This window comes from Zobellella denitrificans (genome assembly GCF_002407485.1).
Taxonomy (GTDB): Bacteria; Pseudomonadota; Gammaproteobacteria; order Enterobacterales; family Aeromonadaceae; genus Oceanimonas; species Oceanimonas denitrificans.
On sequence record NZ_CP012621.1, the window covers coordinates 1,606,368 to 1,625,571 of the forward strand.

Here is a 19,204-nt window from a genome sequence, read left to right on the forward strand (position 1 = left end):
CATGACGCCATCATTACAAGGTTGTAATGATGGCGTCATCTCCCGGAAAGTGGCCGTTTTGTATGATCCAGCGCAATGAAATACAAATAAGCCAAAATAGGGAGAGGGGAACGAGATGACGCATTCCAATCGAATGCCGGACCTGCCGCGCCGGCGTTTTGTGCAGGGGCTGGCCGCCGGTGGCGTGGCCCTGGGGCTGTCGCCCCTGCTTACACCCGCGCGGGCGGCCAGTCCGGGTACCCTGACCGGGTCGGCACCGGTGCTGACCGGCACCGAATTCGAGCTGGTGATCGACGAGTCACCGGTCAATTTCACCGGCAAGCGGCGCATGGCCACCACCATCAATGGCTCCATTCCGGCACCCACCCTGCGCATGCGCGAAGGGGACGAGGTCACCATCCGGGTGGTCAACAAGCTCAAGGAGCCCACCTCCATCCACTGGCACGGCATCATACTGCCCTACGAGATGGACGGGGTGCCCGGCATCAGCTTTGCCGGCATCGCCCCCGGCGAAACCTTTACCTACCGCTTCCGGCTGGAGCAGAGCGGCACCTACTGGTATCACTCCCACTCCGGCATGCAGGAGCTGACCGGCATGTACGGCGCCCTGATCATCGATCCGGCCGAGGCCGAGCCCATCATCGCCGACCGCGAGCATGTGGTGCTGTTGTCCGACTGGACCGACGAAAACCCCATGCGGGTTCTTGCCAAGCTCAAGAACCAGGGCGACTTCTACAACTTCAACCAGCCGACGGTGTCCGACTTTTTCCGGGATGTCTCCGGTGAGGGGCTGGGGGCGGCCATCGGCAAGCGGCAGATGTGGAACCAGATGCGCATGAGCCCGACCGATCTGGCGGATCTGTCGGCCGAGACCCTGACCTACCTGATGAACGGCACCACGCCGGCGGGCAACTGGACGGCCTTGTTCAAACCCGGCGAACGGGTACGCCTGCGCTTTATCAACGGGGCCGGCAATACCTTTTACGACGTGCGCATTCCCGGCCTCAAGCTGACCGTGGTGCAGGCGGATGGCCTGAATGTCGAGCCGGTGGACGTGGACGAGTTCCGCTTCGGCCCCGGTGAAACCTACGACGTGATCGTGGAGCCCACCGCCGAGGCCTACACCCTGTTCGCCCAGGCCATGGACAGAACCGGCTACGCCCGGGGCACCCTGGCCACCCGCGAGGGGCTGAGCGCCGCCGTGCCGCCGATCGATCCGGTCCAGCAACTGACCATGGCCGACATGATGGGCGCCATGGATCACGGTGCCCACGGCGGTGCCATGGCGGGCATGGATCATGCGGCCATGGGCCACGGCAATATGGCCGGGATGGACCACGGCGCCATGGGCCACGGCAATATGGCCGGGATGGACCACGCCGCCATGGGCCACGGCAATATGGCCGGGATGGACCACGCCGCCATGGGTCACGGCAATATGGCCGGGATGGACCACGCCGCCATGGGCCATGGTATGCACGGCGCCATGGCGTCGTCCCTGGCCAGGCCCAGCCAGACGGTGCGCCACGCCAGCACCGAATACGGCCCCAGCGTCGACATGCGGGTGGACATGCCGCGCACCAACCTGGACGATCCCGGCGTGGGCCTGCGCGACAACGGCCGCCGGGTGCTGACCCTGGCCGATCTGCGCACCCCCGGCGGCCCCCTGGATCCGCGCCCGGCGGAGCGGGAAATCGAGCTGCACCTCACCGGCAACATGGAGCGCTACACCTGGTCCTTCGACGGGGTCGAGTTCGGCAACTCCACCCCCATCCACCTGAGCTACGGGGAGCGGGTGCGCATCATACTGCACAACGACACCATGATGACCCACCCCATGCACCTGCACGGCATGTGGAGCGAGCTGGAAAGCCCGGAGGGGGATTTTCTGGTTCGTCGCCATACCATACCGGTGCAACCGGCCCAGCGGATCAGCTTTCTGGTGACCGCCGATGCCCTGGGCCGCTGGGCCTGGCACTGCCACCTGATGTTCCATATGGACGCGGGCATGTTCCGCATGGTGGTGGTGTCATGAACAAGAGGAAAGCGATGATGAAGTCCGGAATGAACCTCACCCTGCTGGCGCTGGCGGCCCTGCCCCTGGTCTCGACCTGGGCCCAGGATCCCCATGCGGGCCACGGCGGCGGGCCGGCACCGGCCGACGCCCGGGACCCCCATGCCTATTCCGGCGGCTTCACCCTGGATGAAGGCCCCTATGCGCTGCCCGGACCTCGCCAGCTCCGGCTGGCGGACGAGCACCTGTTCGGCGGGGTGCTGGTGGACCGGCTGGAGCGGGTCGATGCCGGCGCCGGACACCACTGGGCGTACGATACCCGTGCCTGGATAGGCCGCGACTACCACAGGGCGGTGCTGAAGGCGGAAGGCGACATCGAAGCCGGCCGGCTGGAAGAGTCCAGCACCGAACTGCTGTGGAGCCGGGCCCTGTCTTCATTCTGGAATACCGAGTTCGGGGTGCGTTACGACACTGGCCACGGCCCGGATCAGGGCTGGCTGGCCCTGGGGGTATCAGGCCTGGCACCCTACTGGTTCGAAGTGGATGCCACCGCCTACCTGGGCGAGCAGGGGCAGACGGCGCTGGCGCTGGAGGCGGAATATGAACTGCTGCTGACCCAGCGCCTGGTGTTGCAGCCCAGGGTGGAGCTGAGCGCCTACGGCAAGGATGACGGGGCCCGGGGCCAGGGGCGGGGCCTGTCCGAGCTGGTGGCGGGAGCGCGCCTGCGTTACGAAATCGATCGCCAGTTTGCCCCCTATGTGGGGCTGGAATGGGCCGCGGCCCTGGGCAACACCGCGGACATGGTGCGGGCCGAGGGCGAATCGACCCAGGAAGGCCGCTGGGTGGCCGGGGTCCGGTTCTGGTTTTAAGTCACTGCTGAAAATAGAAAACCCACAATCAAGGAACAATGTGATATGAAGAAAACACTGTCCGTTATCATGCTGGGCCTGCTGCCCGGATTCGCCATGGCCGCGGGAGAGCATGGCGGCCACCATGGCGCCCACCAGGGTCATGACATGGCCTCGATGAACCAGAAGATGCAGGGCGTCGGCCAGCCCGGCAAGGCGGCGGACGTCAGCCGCACCATCGAAGTCGTGATGAGCGACGATATGCGTTTTTCCCCCGCGCACATAGAGGTCAAGGCCGGGGAGACGGTGCGGTTTTTCGTCAAGAACACCGGCAAACTGAAGCACGAGCTGGTGATCGGCAATGCCGAGGCACTGCTGGAGCACGCCGAGATGATGCGGCAGATGCCGGACATGCACCATGCCGAGCCCAATATGATCAGCCTCCAGGGCGGCCAGCGGGGCGGCCTGGTGTGGCAGTTCGATCAGGCCGGCACCGTCGACTTCGCCTGCCTGCTGCCCGGCCATATGGAAGCCGGGATGAAGGGTGGCATTACCGTCATGTAAGCCAGGCCGGCATGGGGGCAACCCCATGCCGGCTTTTTATACTGCTGCAAGATAAGGGTGAAACCGCATGAAATCGTCACCAAGCCTTGTCGTATTGCTTTCCGTATTACTCGTTTTATCGGTTCCCGTGCTATTTGTGGTATTCAAGCCTTTGCTGATGGGCGGGAAAGAGGCCGCTCGTGTTGAAAAAATAGAAAAAGGGATCTCGATATACAATGAGAACTGCGCATCCTGCCATGGGATTTCCATGAAGGGAACCAATCAGGGGCCACCCTTTATTCACAGGGTCTATGTGCCATCGCATCATGGTGATCAGGCTTTTCACCTCGCCGTGGAAAAGGGGGTTCGCGCTCATCACTGGCCTTTTGGTGACATGCCGGCCATACCGGGCCTGGAACATGACGATGTGAGTGCCGTTATCGAATATATACGGCATGAGCAGCGTAAGAATGGAATAAAATAGTGTTTTCATTCATATTTATTACTGCTTTCAGATGACTTTAATGTAATGCCCTTGTCAGGGTGGGGTAAGTCGGTATTGCTATCCTTAACTTCAAGAATGAAATTGCTCACCAGAAGCTAAGAAGGAAAGCATCATGAAAAAAACCACTTGCTCTATTTTTTTCGCCGCATCCATGATGATGGTGCCCTGGCTCCAGGCAGCCGATACTTTCGCCGATGAAAAACCGGCTCGAGTCTGCCTGGGAACCGAAGCTGTCGGCAGCGATGGAGCCGATCGCTTTCAAGCAAGGATGTTGGCACTGCGGGCCCAAAAGGCAGGAAAAGCCCCGGCAGATTGTGTTCCTGCAGAAATTTATCTCAATACTGGCAGCAATGGCTCTGATGGTGTGGATCGCTTTCAGGACAAAATGGCACGGGTGCAAAGTGTCCAGGATGCGCCAGTTGCCGCAAAGATCTATTTAAATGCTGGAACTAACGGAACCGATGGAATCGATCGATTTCAGGAGCGCATGAACAGGCACCAGTAATTCATGTTATCGTATCTTGAGTGACAACATATTACTGACAATCGTAGCTGTTGATTTTTTGATGTTGAAGTCCAGGTTTTATCTTTATCTAAAGGTCTTGGTCTAAGTTGTTTGTTTTGACTCTGATGGATGTTTCTTTTCCGGCCTTATGGCCGGCTTTTTCTTGAGTTGCTCTTGATGACTTTTTGATAAATTTTAATCTTTCCAAAAAACCAGGACAGGTAAAGCAAGCTCTGCTAAAGAGTCATTGTTGATCAAAATCAACTCCAGGGCATATCAACTCATCTAAACTGATATTGTTTAGACTGATTTTTCAGATCGGTTATCCGGGAGGGAGCATGAGGCACCCGTTCAGCAATGAAAGTTCACGGCCGGTGGCAAGCCTGTTGGTGTGCCTGCTGAGCCTGTGGGTGCTGTTGCTGCCCCTCCATTGCCTGGCCGAGCCGGTGTTCGACAGCCTGGCGCACCAGGCCGAGGCCGAAGAGGTGATCTGCCATCAGCAGGGGCTGGATGAATCCGAGCCCTTTATCAAGCCGGGCGACCAGGGGCGGCTGCTCACGCTGTTCCTGGCTCCTCCTTCCCCGCCGCTGCAGCCGGCGGCGCCGCATCTTCAGCGTCTGGCGGTACTGGCCGAACCCGGGGCGCCGCCCCTGGCCAAGCTGCCGCGCTATCTCGCCACCGTTCGCCTGCGTATCTGATATTCCCCTCGGCAGCCGGAGCCTTCGTGCCCGGCGTTTACCCCGTTATCCAGAGGGAGCGCACCCCCACCGTCGTGGCCGTGCCTTCCCCTTTTCAAACCAATGAGGAATATCACCATGAGCAAACATATCCTTATCGCCGCCGGCCTGGGCCTGATGCTGAACCTGTCGCCGGTGCTGGCCGAAGAAGCCCACCACGCCCCCGCCGAGCCGACCAAGCCGGTTGATGCCGCCACCATGATGGAACGGCAGCAGCAGATGGGCATGATGCAGGAGCGAATGCAGACCATGCGCGACCAGATGGCGGCGCTGCAACAGACGCAGGATCCCGCCGAACGCGAGCGGTTGCTGGCGGAGCACCTGGAGTTCATGACCCAGTCCATGGCGCAGATGGAAGAGCACATGGCCATGTGCCGGCAGATGATGGAGCACATGGGGCAGATGGGCATGGGCCAGATGGGCCAGATGCAGAACTAACCACCGGCGGCCGGCGCCTTGTCGGGCCGGCCCCCTCGGGAGATTCCCATGAACAAGGATTCCAACCCTGGCCCGTGATGCTCGCCGGCAGGAAAACACCGCCGTTTGCAGCAGTGCACCTGGCTGGTGGAGCGCAGGCGGCCCGCCTGCTTTCGCGCGTAGCGCGGCCCCTTCGGATTGGCCTAGCACACCACCGGTTTAAAAGGTGCGAGGCAGAACAGGCATCGCAGATTGGGCCGTGCCTTCGCCCACCTCGGTACGACCCTCAGCGGGCGGGCCGCCCGCGCCCCACGGTGGCGTCCAACACTCACGTCATGGTGGCAGCCCTAGCACCAAGTATCGGCGCTGACTAAGTTGTAAACCGATAAGGAGAAGAGATGATGGACAGCATACCAAGGGAGGCGAAGGCCTCCGGCAGGGCGCCGGGCGACGGGTCCACCGAAGCGACCCTGATCGTCCCCGGCATGGGCAGCGACCACTGCGCCGGCCTGGTCGGCACCTCGCTGCGGCGCCTGCCCGGGGTCACGGCGGTCAGCACCCAGATCGCCACCCACAAGGTGACGGTGACGTTCGACGCCGGCCGGACCGATGTGGCCGCGCTCAGGGCGGCGGTCGAGCGGGCCGGCTACGAGGTGGCCCATGCGGGGCTGAAAGGGGAGGCCGAGGCCGGCGCCGAGGCCGAGGAAGCCTATCTGCGCGACGCCCGCCGGCGGCTGTGGCTGGCCGGGGTGCCCACCACCCTGATCATGCTGCTGATGATGGTGGAGATGTTCTGGTTGCCGGTGCCGGGCTACCTGCTGCTGGTCGCCCTGCTGGCGGTGGCGCCGGTCTTTTTCGCCGGTGCCGCCACCCATGTGTCCGCCTGGAAGGCGCTCACCAACAGAACCGCCAACATGGACGTGCTCATCAGCCTGGGCAGCCTGCCGCCCTACCTGATCGGCCTGGTCGGCTTCCTGTTCCCCATGACCTCCTTTATGGAAATGGCCTCCACCATCATGACCTTTCACCTGCTCGGCCGCTACCTGGAAAGCCGGGCCAAGGGCCGGGCGTCCCAGGCCATTCGCCAGTTGCTGGCGCTGGGCGCCAAGAGTGCCCGGGTGCTGCGCGACGGCGAAGAGGTGGAGCTGCCCATCGGCGAGGTGCAGGTGGGCGACCTGATGGTGGTGCGCCCCGGCGAGAAGATCCCCTCCGACGGCGAGGTGATCGAGGGGGCCAGCCATGTGGACGAGTCCCTGGCCACCGGCGAGCCGCTGCCGGTCGAGAAGGTCCCCGGCGACGGGGTGATCGGGGCCACCATCAACAAGGAGGGCCTGCTGCGGGTGCGCGCCACCCGGGTCGGGGAAGATACCTTCCTGGCCCAGGTGATCGGCCTGGTGGAGCGGGCCCAGGGCTCCAAGGTGCCGATCCAGGAGTTCGCGGATCGGGTGACCGGTCGCTTCGTGCCCCTGGTGCTGCTGGTAAGCCTGCTCAGCCTGGCGATGTGGCTCGGCTTCGGCGAGGCGTTGCGGGGCATCCTGTACTGGGGGGCGGGCTTCCTGCCCTGGGTCAATCCGGAACTGTCGGCGCCCCTGGTGGCCCTGTTGTCCAGCGTGGCGGTGCTGGTGATCGCCTGTCCCTGTGCCCTGGGCCTGGCCACGCCCACCGCCCTGATGGTGGGGGCCGGACGGGGCGCCGAGCTGGGCATACTGTACCGCTCCGGCGAGGCCATCCAGACCTTCAAGGACATCCGGGTGGTGGTGTTCGACAAGACCGGCACCCTGACCCGGGGACAGCCGATGGTGACCGATCTGGTGCCGGCCGGGGGGGTGTCGGCGGACGAGCTGCTGGTGCTGGCCACGGCGGTCGAGGTTGGCTCCGAGCATCCCATCGCCCAGGCGCTGCGGGACAGGGCCGGGGAAGCGCATCTTGCGCTGCCACCGCTCGAGGCCTTCGAGGCACTCAACGGCCGGGGGGTGCAGGCCCGTATCGAGGGCGCCCTGGTGCGGGTGGGCAACGGCCGCTGGATGGCCGAATGCGGGCTGGACACGAACGAGCTGGCGGGGGCGCTGGCCGGGTTGGAGGAGCAGGGCAAGACCGCCCTCTATGTGGCCCGGGAGCACCGGCTGGTCGGGGTGGTGGCCATCGCCGACACCCTCAAGGCCGATGCCCGGGAGGCGGTGGCCGCGCTCAAGGCCATGGGCATCCGCACCGTGATGCTCACCGGCGACAACGAGCGGGCCGCCCGGCATGTGGCGGCCCAGGTAGGCATCGACAGCGTCTACGCCCAGGTGCTGCCGGAAGGCAAAATAGACAAGGTGCGGGAGCTGCAGGCCGAGGTGGGGCCCTGGGTGGCCATGGTGGGGGACGGCATCAACGACGCTCCGGCCCTGAAGCAGGCCAACGTGGGCATCGCCATCGGCGCCGGCGCCGACGTGGCGGTGGAGGCCGCCGACGTCATCCTGATCGGCGACCGCCTCGGCGGCGTGGTGCAGGCCGCGCACCTCTCGCGGCTGACCTTCCGCAAGATAGTCGAAAACCTGCTGTGGGCCTCCGGCTACAATGTGGCCGCCATTCCCATCGCCGCCCTGGGGCTGCTGCACCCCATGATAGGGGTGGTCGCCATGACCGCCAGCTCGCTGTCGGTTGTCGGCAACTCGCTCCGGCTCAAGCGGACGCCCCTGGCGGGCGCGTCCGGGGAAAGCGGGCGCTGAAGCGGGTTTCGTGCTCGTCGGAGTGCACCGACAGGGTACCGCCGTGGGCCTGGACGATGGCCTTGGCGATGGACAGTCCCAGGCCGGTGCCGTCGGTCGCCGACTGGCGGGCGCTGTCGGCGCGGTAGAAGCGATCGAACAGGCGCGGCCACTGCTCGGCGGGGATGGGGGTGCCCGGGTTGGCGACGGCCACGATCACGGCGTCGTCGTCCCGCCCTATCTCCACCCGGATCTCGGCCCCGGCCGGGGTATAGCGGATGGCATTGGACAGCAGGTTGCTGAAGGCCCGCTGCAGCATGGCGCGATCGCCGTGCAGCCGGGCCTCGCCCCGGCGCCGCAGCCGCAGCTGCTGCTCGCTGGCCAGGGGCTCGAAGAACTCCAGCAGTTCGTCCACTTCCCCGGCCAGGTCGACCTCTTCGGCCTGCACGGTCAGCAGCCCCTGCTCCGACTTGGCCAAAAACAGCATCTCGCCGATCATCCGCGCCAGCCGCTCGGCCGCCTCCAGGTTGTTGTACAGCGCTTCCCGGTAGTCGTCGGCGTCGCGCTCCCGAGATAGCGCCACCTGGGTCTGCATCATCAGGCTGTTGACCGGGGTGCGCAGCTCGTGGGCGATATCCGAGGAAAACTCGGACAGCCGCCGGAAGGAGTCCTCCAGCCGATCCAGCATGGCGTTGAAGGCCTGGATGGGGGCGTGCAGCTCCACCGGCGCCTGCGCCAGCGACAGCCGGTGATCGAGCTTGGCGGCGCTGACCCGGGTGGACACCGAGGCCAGCTCCCGCAACGGCTTGAGCCCCAGGCGGGAGGCCAGCCAGCCCAGCAGCACCGAGATCAGGGCGATGCCGCCGGTAAACCAGGCCAGCCCCTTCTTGATGTCGTCGATAAAGTGCTGGTGATAGCTGGTGTCCAGCACCACCCGGATCAGCACCCGTTCGGGGGCACCGGGCCAGGGCAGGGACGGGCCGAAGTCTTCCCATTCGGCCAGGCCGCGATAAACGATGCCCTGCTCCTCCCAGCTTTGCTGCCAGCTGTCCGACGGCGGCATCGCCAGGGGGAGGTGATCCAGCCCCGGCTGGCGGGCGCCGGGCGGCCGGGCATCGACCAGCATCCGGCCGTCCGGATCCAGCATCAGGATATAGTGGCTGCCGTGGCCGGAGAGGGCGTCGTTGAGGTGTTCTTCCAGCAGGGGCCAGCGCTGGCCGTCACCCTGCAGGTGGGTGGCGAGGAAGTTGCGGGCCAGCTGCAGCTTGCCCTGGATATCGGCCTGGTCCTGCTGGTCGAAATGGTGGTCCAGGGACTGGATCAGCACCAGGCTGACCAGGCTCCAGATGCCGATCATGGTCACGCCGAACAGCAGGCTCAGGCGGGTGGTCAGGGAAAGAAAGCTGCCCATCTTGGCGGTCGGACTCCTTGCCGGGTCGGTGAGGTAACGCTATGCAATGGCGGCCACTTTACCATTTTGTTCCCCCCATCCGCCCGGATGACAGAAATGTAATGCTGCCGTCAGCTTGGCATCAGGTTGAACATCCATGCTGTACCCATGGTTATAGAACAGTGGATGCCCCCATGAAAGAACCCCCGCGCCGCGCCGTTGGTGGCCGGCTGGCCGCCGTGCTGATCGGCCTTGCCCTGATGAATCCCGCCCTGGCGGAAACCCCTGCCTCCCTCGACCTGCCGGCCTTGCTGGAGCTGGCCGAACGGCACAATCCCGAGCTTGCCGCCATGTCCGCCGAGGTCGAGGCCAGCCGGCAGGCCATCGTCATGGCCAGCGCCTGGGACGACCCTGTGTTGCGCATCGAATGGATGGGCATCGATCCCGACAACCCCACCCTGGCGCCGCGCCGGGTGGGGGAAATGAAGTACGGCATCGAGCAGATGCTGCCCCGCTGGGGCACGCGCGGGCTCGAGGTGGAGCGGGCCGAGGCGGGCAGCCGCCAGGCCGGATTCGAGCGCGAGCAGCGACGGCTCCGGTTGCGTGGCCAGGTGCGCACGGCCTACGCCGACTGGTACCAGGCGCGGGAAAGCCAGCGCATCAACCGGCACCTGGAATTGCTGATCGAGCAGGTCGAGCAGACCGCCCAGCAGCGTTATGCCGTCGGTCTCGGCGCCCAGGCCGAGGTGCTGCGGGCCCAGGCCGAGCGCACCATGCTCGGTAACGAGCAACTGGCGTTGCTGGCCGAGGCGGAAGCCGCCCGGGCCGAGCTGGCCGGCCTGCTCAACCTGGCACCGGCCGCCCTGGGTGGCCAGCCCGACAGCCTGCCCGAATTGCTCGGCCATGAGGCCGACTGGGGGGAGCGGGCCCTGGCCCGCAACCCGGGCCTGAAGGCGCTGGAGCAGCAGCGGCAGGCCGCCGACAGCCGCTACCGGCAGAGCCAGCTGAACAACAGGCCCGAGGTGGGGCTGGGGCTGTCGGCGGTGCAGATGGGCAACGACCTCGACAACGTCGAGCTGATGCTGTCGGTGCGGCTGCCCCTGCAGCAGGGCGCGCGGCGGGCGGAGCGGGCCGAGGCCGGCGCCATGCTGGCGCGCAGCCAGGCCCTGGCAGACGCGGGCCGGCGCGAGCTGGAGCAGGCCGTGCACGGCCTGGTGGCCCGGCGGGACGGCAGCCGGCAGCAGCTGGAACTGCTGCGGCACAGCCTGCTGCCCCAGGCGGAGCTGACCTTCGAATCGGCGCTGGCGGGGTACGCCACCGGCCGGGTGGAATTTGCCATGCTGCTGGATGCCCAGCAACAGATCCGCCGGCTCGGCCAGGACCAACTGATGGCCGAAGTGGCACGCTTCCGGGCCGAAAACGCCCTGCTGACCCTGACAGGAGAACAATGATGAAAGCCATGTCCACACTGCTGCTGTCGGCGGCGGGGCTGATGCTGGCGGGCGGCGGCTACTGGCTGGGCCAGCAGCAGGTCGCCCCTGCGCCCCAGGCGGCCGATGCCGGCCCCCGCATCCTCTATTACCGCAATCCCATGGGGCTGCCCGACACCTCGCCGGTGCCGAAGAAGGATCCCATGGGCATGGATTATCTCCCGGTGTTCGAGCACGAGCCGGCCGCGGAACCGGCCGGGCGCATCCTCTATTACCGCAATCCCATGGGCTTGCCCGACACCTCGCCGGTGCCGAAGAAGGATCCCATGGGCATGGATTACATCCCCGTTTATGCCAGCGAGGTGACCGGCCCCAACCAAGTCAGGGTGTCCGCCGACAAGGTGCAGAAGCTGGGGGTCAGGACCGAAAGGGTGCAGGAGCGCGACTTCAGCCGCAACTTGCGGGCGGTGGCGACCCTGGAGCCGGACGAGGGCGCCCTGTTCTCGGTGGCGCCCCGTTTCGAGGGCTGGGTCGAACGGCTGCTGGTGAAGGAAACCGGCCTGCGGGTGGAGGCCGGCCAGCCGTTGTTCGAGGTATACAGCCCCGAGCTCTACGCCGCCGCCCAGGAATACCGCCTGGCGCACCGGGGCCTGCAACGGCTGGCCGGGGGTGACGAGGCGCTGCGCCGGGGGCTGGCCCAACTGGCCGACAGCAGCCTGCGCCGGCTGCAGCTGTGGCAGTTGCCCGAGGCGGAGCTGGCGCGCCTGCGCGGGGGCGGCGAACCCAGGCGCACCATCGCCTATCCGGCGCCGCGCGGCGGCACCGTGCTGGCCAAGCCGGTGCTGGAAGGCGCCCGTTTCATGCCCGGCGAGGAGCTGTTCCGGCTGGCCGATCTGTCCCGGCTCTGGCTGCAGGTCGAAATCCCCGAGCAGGAGCTGGCGCTGGCCGAGCCGGGCCGGCCGGTTTCCATCGGCCTGGAAGCCTATCCCGGCGAGACCTTCGACGGCCGGGTGGCCTTCGTGGCCCCGGTGCTGAACGGCGACACCCGCACCCTCCGGGTGCGGGTCGAGCTGGACAACCCCGGCGGCCGGCTCAAACCCGGCCAGTTCGCCTGGGTGCAGCTGCACCACGACCTCGGCCGGGGCGTGGCGCTGCCCGACTCGGCGGTGATCGACTCGGGCCGGCGCCGGGTGGCCATCGTCGCCCTGGCCGAGGGGCTCTACGAGCCGCGGGAGCTGACCACCGCCGGCCGCCACGACGGCTACTGGCAGGTGACCGCCGGAGTGGCCCCCGGCGAGCGGGTGGTGACCTCCGCCAACTTCCTGATCGATGCCGAAAGCAACCTGATGGCCGCCCTGCAGGGCATGAACGGCGGCGCCGGGCCGGGGGCGGCGGATGACGGCCGGGAGCATGACGGCCACGGCGGTCACGGTGCCGCTGCCGTGGTGCCGGACGCCGGCCACGGCCATGCCGGTCACGGCGCCGCTGCCGTGGTGCCGGACGCCGGCCACGGCCATGCCGATCACGGCGCCGCTGCCATGGAGCAGGACGCCGGCCACGACCACGGTGGCCACGGCGAGCATGCCCATGCGGCGCAGGGAGGGCACTGATCATGCTGAACGCAGTCATTGCCTGGTCGCTCAACAACCGGCTGATCGTGCTGATACTGACCGGGCTGCTGGTGATCGGCGGCCTCCAGGCGGTACGGCAGACACCCCTGGACGCCATTCCGGACCTGTCGGACGTGCAGGTCATCGTCTATACCGACTACGCCGGCCAGGCGCCCCAGGTGGTGGAGGATCAGGTCACCTATCCGCTGGTGACCGCCATGCTGTCGGTGCCCAAGGCCAGCGTGGTGCGGGGCTTTTCCTTCTTCGGCGCCTCTTTCGTGTACGTGATCTTCGAAGACGGCACCGATCTCTACTGGGCCCGGTCGCGGGTGATGGAATACCTCAACGGCGCCGCCGGCCAGTTGCCGGCGGGCGTCACGCCCAGCCTGGGGCCCGACGCCACCGGGGTGGGCTGGGTGTACCAGTACGCGCTGCAGTCCGACCGGCACGATCTGGCCGAGCAGCGCACCCTGCAGGACTGGTTTATCCGCTACCAGCTGACCCAGGCCCAGGGCGTGGCCGAGGTGGCGACGGTGGGCGGCTTTGTGCGCCAGTACCAGGTGGTGGTGGATCCGGTGCGGCTGCGCGCCTATGGCCTGTCGTTTATGGAAGTGGCCGAGGCCATCCGCCAGAGCAACCTGGACGTGGGCGGCCGGGCGGTGGAAATGAGCGAAACCGAGTACATGGTGCGGGGGCGCGGCTACCTGACCGGGGTGGCGGATCTGCGCCAGATAGTGCTCAAGGCCAGCCAGGGCGTGCCGGTGTTGTTGGGGGATGTCGCCCGCATCGAGCTGGGCCCGGATGAGCGGCGCGGCCTGGCCGAGCTCAACGGTGAGGGGGAAGTGGTCGGCGGCATCGCCGTGGCCCGCTACGGCGAGAACGCCCTGGCGGTGATCGACAACCTCAAGCAAACCCTGGCCCGGTTGGCGCCGGGCCTGCCCGAGGGGCTGGAACTGCTGCCGGTGTACGACAGATCCGAGCTTATCCAGCGCGCCATCGACAACCTCAGCCTCAAGCTGCTGGAAGAAAGCCTGGTGGTGGCCCTGGTGTGCTTCGTGTTCCTGCTCCATGCGCGCAGCGCCCTGGTGGCCATCGTCACCCTGCCGCTCGGCATCCTGTTCGCCTTTATCTGCATGCGCGCCCTGGGGCTGGGCAGCAACATCATGAGCCTGGGCGGCATCGCCATCGCCATCGGCGCCATGATCGACGCTTCCATCGTCATGATCGAAAACGCCCACAAGCACCTGGAGCGGGCGCCGCCGGGCAAGTCGCGCCATGCCATCATGCTGGAGGCCTGCCAGGAAGTGGGGCCGGCGCTGTTCTTCAGCCTGCTGATCATCACGGTGTCCTTCCTGCCGGTGTTCGCCCTGGAAGATCAGGAAGGACGGCTGTTTTCGCCGCTGGCCTACACCAAAACCTTCGCCATGGCCGGGGCCGCCCTGCTGTCGGTGACCCTGGTGCCGGTGCTGATGCTGATGTTCGTGCGCGGCCGCATCATTGCCGAGCGGCGCAACCCGGTCAACCGCTTGCTGATGTGGCTGTACCGGCCCTGGATCCACGGCGTGCTGCGCTGGAAGAAGCTGACCCTGCTGCTGGCGGTGGCGGCTTTGGTGAGTACTTGGTGGCCCTATGCCCGGCTCGGCAGCGAATTCATGCCCAGCCTCAACGAGGGCACCCTGCTGTTCATGCCCGCCTCGCTGCCGGGCATGTCGGTGACCAAGGCGGCCGAGCTGGTGCAGACCCAGAACAAGATCATCAAGAGCTTTCCCGAAGTGGCCTCGGTGTTCGGCAAGGCCGGGCGGGCCAACTCGGCCACGGATCCGGCCCCGCTCGAGATGTTCGAAACGGTGATTAACCTGAAACCGGAGCGGGAGTGGCGCCCCGGCCTGACCCTGGACGGGCTGATCGCCGAGCTGGACCAGGCGGTCAGCCTGCCCGGCATCGCCAACGCCTGGACCATGCCGATCAAGGCGCGCACCGACATGCTCTCCACCGGCATCCGGACCCCCATCGGCATCAAGGTGTTCGGCCAGGATCTGCAGGAGATAGAGCGGCTGTCGCGGCAGATAGAGGCGGTGGTGCGGCAGGTGCCGGGCACCAGCAGCGCCTTCGCCGAACGCCTGACCGGGGGCTATTACCTCACCATCAGCCCGGATCGGCGCCAGCTGGCGCGCTATGGCCTGAGCATGGCCGAGGTGCAGTCGGTGATCGCCGCCGCCCTGGGCGGCGAGCTGGTGACCACCACGGTGGAGGGGCGGGAGCGCTTCGGCGTGAGCCTGCGCTACCCGCGCGAACTGCGCGGCGACCCGGACACCATCGCCCGCGAGGTGCTGGTGGCCGGCATGGACGGGGCCCTGATCCCGCTCGGCCAGCTGGCGGACATCCGCATCGAGCAGGGCACGCCGGGCATCCGCACCGAAAACGGCCTGCTGTCGGCCTACATCTACGTCGACATCCGCGAGCGGGACATCGGCGGCTACGTGGCCGAGGCCCGCCAGGCGGTGCAGGAGCAGGTGTCCTTCCCGCCCGGCTACTACGCGGTGTGGAGCGGCCAGTTCGAAAGCATGGAACGGGCCATGGAGAAGATGAAGCTGGTGGTGCCGGCCACCCTGGCGCTGATCTTCCTGCTGCTCTACCTCAACTTCCGGCGCCTGACCGAGACCCTGATCGTGATGCTGTCGGTGCCTTTCGCCCTGATCGGCGGGGTCTGGCTGCTGTGGTGGCTCGACTACAACCTGAGCGTGGCGGTGGCGGTGGGCTTTATCGCCCTGGCCGGGGTAGCGGCCGAGACCGGGGTGATCATGCTGATCTACCTGGATCAGGCCTGGCAGACGCTGTGCCGCCAGTGCCGGGCGGAGGGGCGGGCCCCGGCGGCGGCCGATCTCTATGCCGCCGTCATCGAGGGCGCGGTGGAGCGGGTGCGGCCCAAGATGATGACGGTGGTGTCGGTGATGGCCGGCCTGCTGCCGATCATGTGGGGCACCGGCACCGGCTCCGAGGTGATGCGCCGCATCGCCGCCCCCATGGTGGGCGGCATGGTGTCCTCGACCATACTGACCCTGCTGGTGATACCGGCGCTCTATGCCTGGATCAACGAGCGGCGGCTGGCGCGCTGAAGTGGACCTGCCTCGTGGGGCGCGGGCGCCGGAACGCTCCTTGGAGCGCGGGCGGCCCGCCCGCATGAACCCGGTGCCGGCGCTCCAGAGGCGGTGTGCCCGCAAAAATCGTCGAGTTTTCCTTTAGCCGTCACTTTCCTGCTTGCCAGACCTCGGTGTGCGGATAGAAGGCATACCAGGCAAACCAGTAACCCGGCTGTCCTGCCAGCTCCGTTCCGTTTTCCTCGAAGAAGCGCGGCTGTCCCCCCGGCTCGACCACAATGCGGATCACCTGGCCGCCCAGGCTGTCGTGCAGGGGCCCCTGGTGCTCCCGCAGGGCGGCGTGAGGATAGGCCCTGGCTTCCCCGTTCAGGATAAGCCCGGTGACCATCTCCTTCAGCGGCAGGGCTCTGCTCTGCTCGCGCACCGGGAACATCAGCTGGTTGCGGCGGGCGTATTCCCGGTAAGGATCGCGGCCGTAGTCGCGCAGATGGCCGGTGTCGGCGGACAGCACCAGGCTGTGGGGGTGGGCGCGGCGCCAGGCCTGCCAGGAGGTGAGGGTCAGCGGCAGGGTCCGCAGTACCCGCCCTTTCATCGGCCCCGTTACCGCCTCCGCCAGTACCTGGGACCAGAGCGACTCGGTCTGGCGATCGTAGAGCAGCACATTGCTGTTGTAGAGCAACCCCGATACCCCGAACGCCAAGGATTGCCCTTCGCTTTCGGCCACCAGCACGGTGGCGGTGGCGCAGAGGGGGCAGTAGGTCACGGCAACGGCCTGGTCGCCGAAGCGATCGTTGACCACCTCGTGCCAGTTGAGGATGGCGACGGGATAGGCCCTGGCCGCGCCGTTATGCACCACTCCTATCACTTCTTCCTCCGGGCCCAGCATCTGGTCCGCCTCGTCCGCACTCAGGAAGCGGGGTCGGTCGATGGCGGGAATGCCGTCCCGGGGCGGCCCGCCCCGGAGTATTTCCGCCACGGGCACCAAAGCCCCCGCTAGGTCGAAACCGTTGAGGTAGGGGCCCTGGGCGGCGGCGGGCCTGGGCATCCCCCCCAGCAGCAAGACCAGTACGGCCAGCATCCAGAAGGTGGATACCGGCTGCCGTGGTGATTGGAATAGCGGGTCAGGTTTCATGCGGCCTCCTCGTGCTGTCGCCACTATCGGTGGTTTATCTGGTTAATGACGGAAGAAGGGCACCGGTTCTTACCGGAAGATCGTCGGGCGGCTGCGCGGTTTGGGCCTGGCGGAGCGCAGGCGGCCCGCCTGCATTCGCGCGCAGCGCGAACCCTCGGGTTGGTCTGCTACACAGCGGGTTAAAAAAGCTCGGGGCCGCCGGGTTGTGCCGGCTAAAGCGGCACCTACAGCGGCACTTACAGCTGTGCCTACAGCTCATTAAGGGCAGAACAGGCATCGCGGCTTGGGCCGTGCCTTCGCCCACCTCAGTGCCTCCTTCATGCGGGCGGGCCGCCCGCGCCCCAAAACCCGCGCGCCCGGATCGTTGTAGGCGCCCGTTTACGTGGCGCAAACCGGCGGCTGCGCGGTTTGGGCCTGGCGGAGCGCAGGCGGCCCGCCTGCATTCGCGCGCAGCGCGAACCCTCGGATTTGCCTGCTACACAGCGGGTTAAAAAAGCTCGGGGCCGCCGGGTTGTGCCGGCTAAAGCGGCACCTACAGCGGCACTTACAGCTGTGCCTACAGCTCATTAAGGGCAGAACAGGCATCGCGGCTTGGGCCGTGCCTTCGCCCACCTCAGTGCCTCCTTCATGCGGGCGGGCCGCCCGCGCCCCAAAACCCTCGCGCTCGGATCGTTGTCGGCGGCCCGTTTACGTGGTGCGAACCTCACCCGTAGGTGCCCGTTTACGTGGCGCAAAGGGGGCTCCGGGTGATTTTTTTGTAAGAACCGGCGGGGGTGGCGCGACTTAGTGGGTAACCGTCAGGCAAGAGCGTGATGACGGCAGGGCAATCATCCAGGTTGTCCCGGCCTCGGGGAAAGCGATGACTTTCCGGAGGCCGCCAACTCAAGAGAAAGGGGAAGCATCATGAAAGCGATCACTTCACTTATGCTGGCTGCCGTGTTCGCCCTGGGAGTTCTGCCCGCGCAGGCGGCGACCCAGGCACCGGATCAGCCGACCATCCAGACCCTGTCATCACGGGGCGATGGCGTGGATAACCGTCATTGCATGCTAATGAAAAAAAGAGGGGCAAAACTGCCCGGGTACTGCGGGCCCCAATAAGGCTCGTTACCGGTGAAAAGTTTAAGGAGAAATCACATGTCTCAATGCCAGTCCCATTATCGATTGACCCCGGTGGCCGGCGTGGTGTCGGCGTCCCTGCTGGCCCTGTCCCTGGCGGGTCCGGCCCAGGCCGTGACGGCGGCAAGCCTGGACGGGCAACTGGTCGCCATGAGCAAAAAGCCCTGCGCGGCCAATCCGTGCGCCGCCAACCCTTGCGCGGCGAAAAACCCCTGTGCGGCCAAGAGCCCGTGTGCCGCCAACCCCTGTGCGACCAAAAATCCTTGCGCCGCCAAGTCGGCATAAATCGGCTATGGTCAGCAGGCGGAGCTCCCGGGAGCTCCGCCTTGCCTTCAACAACAGGGAAAGGATCTCATCATGTCCGACAAGCTCGATACGCCATTGCCGGCACCGGCCATGCCCAGGGCGCGGGATCAAAGCCCCGAGGAGATCGCCACTATGATACTGGCCGGCCGGCGGATCCGTGAATGCTACCGGGTGCTGAAGAAAGGCGGCCTCAATGTGGTGGGCGAGGTGCTGAAAGGGCAGGGCACCTTCTATGAAATGACCCATTATCCGCTGGACGACGTGTTCGACGGCGACAGCCACAGCCAGTATTACTACCATGCCCACCGCGGCGGCGAGCTGGAGCACGGTCATTTCCATACCTTTCTGCGGGCCCCCGGCATGCCGCCGGGCAGCGAGGTGCTGGATGAGCCGGGCGCCACCGAGCCCTGGCCGAGGGGCGAGCAGGCCATCGCCCACCTGGTGGCCGTCTCCATGGACGGCTGGGGCTTTCCCAAGGGGTTGTTCGCCTGCAACCGCTGGGTGACGGGAGAGTCCTGGTATCCGGCCCGGACCGTGGTGGCCATGCTGGACCGGTTCTCGATCGATCACGCCAACCCGTCCTGGCCGGTCAACATCTGGCTGACCCAGTTGCTGGTGCTGTTCCGGCCCCATATCGAGGCCCTGCTGTGGCACCGGGACGAAGCGGTGGCCGAGTGGCGGCGCCGCCATCCGGGCGAGGACGTGTTCGAGGATCGGCGGCTCGAGATCACCGGCTACCTGCCCATCTCGGTCGACGACTGGCTGGCCGAGCTGCAGGCGGAGCTGGACAGTTCATCATGATGTTAGATCGCCATATAGTTTAAAAATCACGCTGTCGGGTGCAGAGCCACTCCTGCCACTCT

Annotated in this window: 16 protein-coding genes; 14 read left to right on the plus strand and 2 right to left on the minus strand. The window is 66.2% G+C overall.

Annotated features, from left to right (window positions below):
- Positions 1 to 115 precede the first annotated feature (115 nt).
- From AN401_RS07700 to AN401_RS07735, 8 genes are all read left to right on the plus strand, one after another.
- The gene (locus AN401_RS07700) at positions 116 to 2,035 is read left to right on the plus strand and encodes a copper resistance system multicopper oxidase (protein WP_096778991.1); all 1,920 of its coding nucleotides are present in this window, start codon (positions 116 to 118) and stop codon (positions 2,033 to 2,035) included.
- Complete coding sequence (locus AN401_RS07705; protein WP_232513404.1) at positions 2,032 to 2,883, plus strand: copper resistance protein B; 852 nt, start codon at positions 2,032 to 2,034, stop codon at positions 2,881 to 2,883. The genes AN401_RS07700 and AN401_RS07705 overlap by 4 nt, the downstream gene beginning before the upstream one ends.
- Positions 2,884 to 2,928: 45 nt before the next feature.
- Positions 2,929 to 3,426, plus strand: coding sequence for a cupredoxin domain-containing protein (locus AN401_RS07710; protein ID WP_096778993.1), 498 nt, complete (start codon positions 2,929 to 2,931; stop codon positions 3,424 to 3,426).
- A 67-nt stretch (positions 3,427 to 3,493) separates the two neighbouring features.
- Complete coding sequence (locus AN401_RS07715) at positions 3,494 to 3,889, plus strand: c-type cytochrome (protein ID WP_096778994.1); 396 nt, start codon at positions 3,494 to 3,496, stop codon at positions 3,887 to 3,889.
- A 133-nt stretch (positions 3,890 to 4,022) separates the two neighbouring features.
- Complete coding sequence (locus tag AN401_RS19725; RefSeq protein WP_157772187.1) at positions 4,023 to 4,415, plus strand: hypothetical protein; 393 nt, start codon at positions 4,023 to 4,025, stop codon at positions 4,413 to 4,415.
- Between the two features lie 374 nt (positions 4,416 to 4,789).
- On the plus strand, positions 4,790 to 5,113 hold the full coding sequence (locus AN401_RS07725; RefSeq protein WP_157772189.1) for a hypothetical protein: 324 nt from the start codon (positions 4,790 to 4,792) through the stop codon (positions 5,111 to 5,113).
- A gap of 117 nt (positions 5,114 to 5,230) precedes the next feature.
- Positions 5,231 to 5,590: a hypothetical protein gene (locus tag AN401_RS07730; RefSeq protein ID WP_096778997.1), complete on the plus strand. Its 360-nt coding sequence runs from the start codon at positions 5,231 to 5,233 to the stop codon at positions 5,588 to 5,590.
- Between the two features lie 377 nt (positions 5,591 to 5,967).
- Positions 5,968 to 8,280: a heavy metal translocating P-type ATPase gene (locus AN401_RS07735; RefSeq protein ID WP_096778998.1), complete on the plus strand. Its 2,313-nt coding sequence runs from the start codon at positions 5,968 to 5,970 to the stop codon at positions 8,278 to 8,280.
- On the opposite strand, the gene AN401_RS07740 is transcribed toward AN401_RS07735, so the two are convergent.
- On the minus strand, positions 8,234 to 9,670 hold the full coding sequence (locus tag AN401_RS07740; RefSeq protein WP_096778999.1) for a heavy metal sensor histidine kinase: 1,437 nt from the start codon (positions 9,668 to 9,670) through the stop codon (positions 8,234 to 8,236). The genes AN401_RS07735 and AN401_RS07740 overlap by 47 nt on opposite strands.
- 173 nt (positions 9,671 to 9,843) lie before the next feature.
- On the opposite strand from AN401_RS07740, the gene AN401_RS07745 reads away from it, so the two are divergent.
- The 3 genes from AN401_RS07745 to AN401_RS07755 are packed head-to-tail and all read left to right on the plus strand — an operon-like array spanning position 9,844 to position 15,805.
- Positions 9,844 to 11,100: a TolC family protein gene (locus tag AN401_RS07745; RefSeq protein ID WP_198401837.1), complete on the plus strand. Its 1,257-nt coding sequence runs from the start codon at positions 9,844 to 9,846 to the stop codon at positions 11,098 to 11,100.
- A gap of 8 nt (positions 11,101 to 11,108) precedes the next feature.
- Entirely contained in the window at positions 11,109 to 12,689 is a 1,581-nt protein-coding gene (locus AN401_RS07750; RefSeq protein ID WP_157772191.1) for an efflux RND transporter periplasmic adaptor subunit, read from the plus strand.
- Between the two features lie 2 nt (positions 12,690 to 12,691).
- Positions 12,692 to 15,805, plus strand: a complete 3,114-nt coding sequence (locus tag AN401_RS07755) for an efflux RND transporter permease subunit (protein WP_094041213.1) — start codon at positions 12,692 to 12,694, stop codon at positions 15,803 to 15,805.
- Positions 15,806 to 15,935: 130 nt separating this feature from the next.
- Here AN401_RS07755 and AN401_RS07760 read toward each other — a convergent pair whose 3' ends face one another.
- Positions 15,936 to 16,919: a DUF3179 domain-containing protein gene (locus tag AN401_RS07760; protein ID WP_198401838.1), complete on the minus strand. Its 984-nt coding sequence runs from the start codon at positions 16,917 to 16,919 to the stop codon at positions 15,936 to 15,938.
- 903 nt (positions 16,920 to 17,822) lie between these two features.
- Between AN401_RS07760 and AN401_RS07765 the strand changes: the two genes are divergently transcribed.
- The 3 genes from AN401_RS07765 to AN401_RS07775 all read left to right on the plus strand — a co-directional run bounded on the left by AN401_RS07765 (position 17,823) and on the right by AN401_RS07775 (position 19,142).
- Positions 17,823 to 18,017: a hypothetical protein gene (locus AN401_RS07765; RefSeq protein WP_096779002.1), complete on the plus strand. Its 195-nt coding sequence runs from the start codon at positions 17,823 to 17,825 to the stop codon at positions 18,015 to 18,017.
- 36 nt (positions 18,018 to 18,053) lie between these two features.
- Positions 18,054 to 18,320 carry a hypothetical protein gene (locus tag AN401_RS07770; protein WP_096779003.1) on the plus strand — a complete coding sequence of 89 codons (267 nt, stop codon included), beginning with the start codon at positions 18,054 to 18,056 and terminating at the stop codon, positions 18,318 to 18,320.
- Positions 18,321 to 18,392: 72 nt separating this feature from the next.
- Positions 18,393 to 19,142 carry a DUF6969 family protein gene (locus AN401_RS07775; RefSeq protein ID WP_198401839.1) on the plus strand — a complete coding sequence of 250 codons (750 nt, stop codon included), beginning with the start codon at positions 18,393 to 18,395 and terminating at the stop codon, positions 19,140 to 19,142.
- Positions 19,143 to 19,204 lie beyond the last annotated feature (62 nt).

Bases quoted from the DNA above. Each gene is read 5' to 3' on its own strand.
- AN401_RS07705 (WP_232513404.1), top strand. From the start codon at position 2,032: ATGAACAAGAGGAAAGCGATGATGAAGTCCGGAATGAACCTCACCCTG.
- AN401_RS07750 (WP_157772191.1), top strand. From the start codon at position 11,109: ATGTCCACACTGCTGCTGTCGGCGGCGGGGCTGATGCTGGCGGGCGGC.
- AN401_RS07710 (WP_096778993.1), top strand. From the start codon at position 2,929: ATGAAGAAAACACTGTCCGTTATCATGCTGGGCCTGCTGCCCGGATTC.
- AN401_RS07730 (WP_096778997.1), top strand. From the start codon at position 5,231: ATGAGCAAACATATCCTTATCGCCGCCGGCCTGGGCCTGATGCTGAAC.
- AN401_RS07755 (WP_094041213.1), top strand. From the start codon at position 12,692: ATGCTGAACGCAGTCATTGCCTGGTCGCTCAACAACCGGCTGATCGTG.
- AN401_RS07765 (WP_096779002.1), top strand. From the start codon at position 17,823: ATGAAAGCGATCACTTCACTTATGCTGGCTGCCGTGTTCGCCCTGGGA.
- AN401_RS07740 (WP_096778999.1), bottom strand. From the start codon at position 9,670: ATGGGCAGCTTTCTTTCCCTGACCACCCGCCTGAGCCTGCTGTTCGGC.
- AN401_RS07745 (WP_198401837.1), top strand. From the start codon at position 9,844: ATGAAAGAACCCCCGCGCCGCGCCGTTGGTGGCCGGCTGGCCGCCGTG.
- AN401_RS07715 (WP_096778994.1), top strand. From the start codon at position 3,494: ATGAAATCGTCACCAAGCCTTGTCGTATTGCTTTCCGTATTACTCGTT.
- AN401_RS07700 (WP_096778991.1), top strand. From the start codon at position 116: ATGACGCATTCCAATCGAATGCCGGACCTGCCGCGCCGGCGTTTTGTG.
- AN401_RS07770 (WP_096779003.1), top strand. From the start codon at position 18,054: ATGTCTCAATGCCAGTCCCATTATCGATTGACCCCGGTGGCCGGCGTG.
- AN401_RS19725 (WP_157772187.1), top strand. From the start codon at position 4,023: ATGAAAAAAACCACTTGCTCTATTTTTTTCGCCGCATCCATGATGATG.
- AN401_RS07775 (WP_198401839.1), top strand. From the start codon at position 18,393: ATGTCCGACAAGCTCGATACGCCATTGCCGGCACCGGCCATGCCCAGG.
- AN401_RS07735 (WP_096778998.1), top strand. From the start codon at position 5,968: ATGATGGACAGCATACCAAGGGAGGCGAAGGCCTCCGGCAGGGCGCCG.
- AN401_RS07760 (WP_198401838.1), bottom strand. From the start codon at position 16,919: ATGAAACCTGACCCGCTATTCCAATCACCACGGCAGCCGGTATCCACC.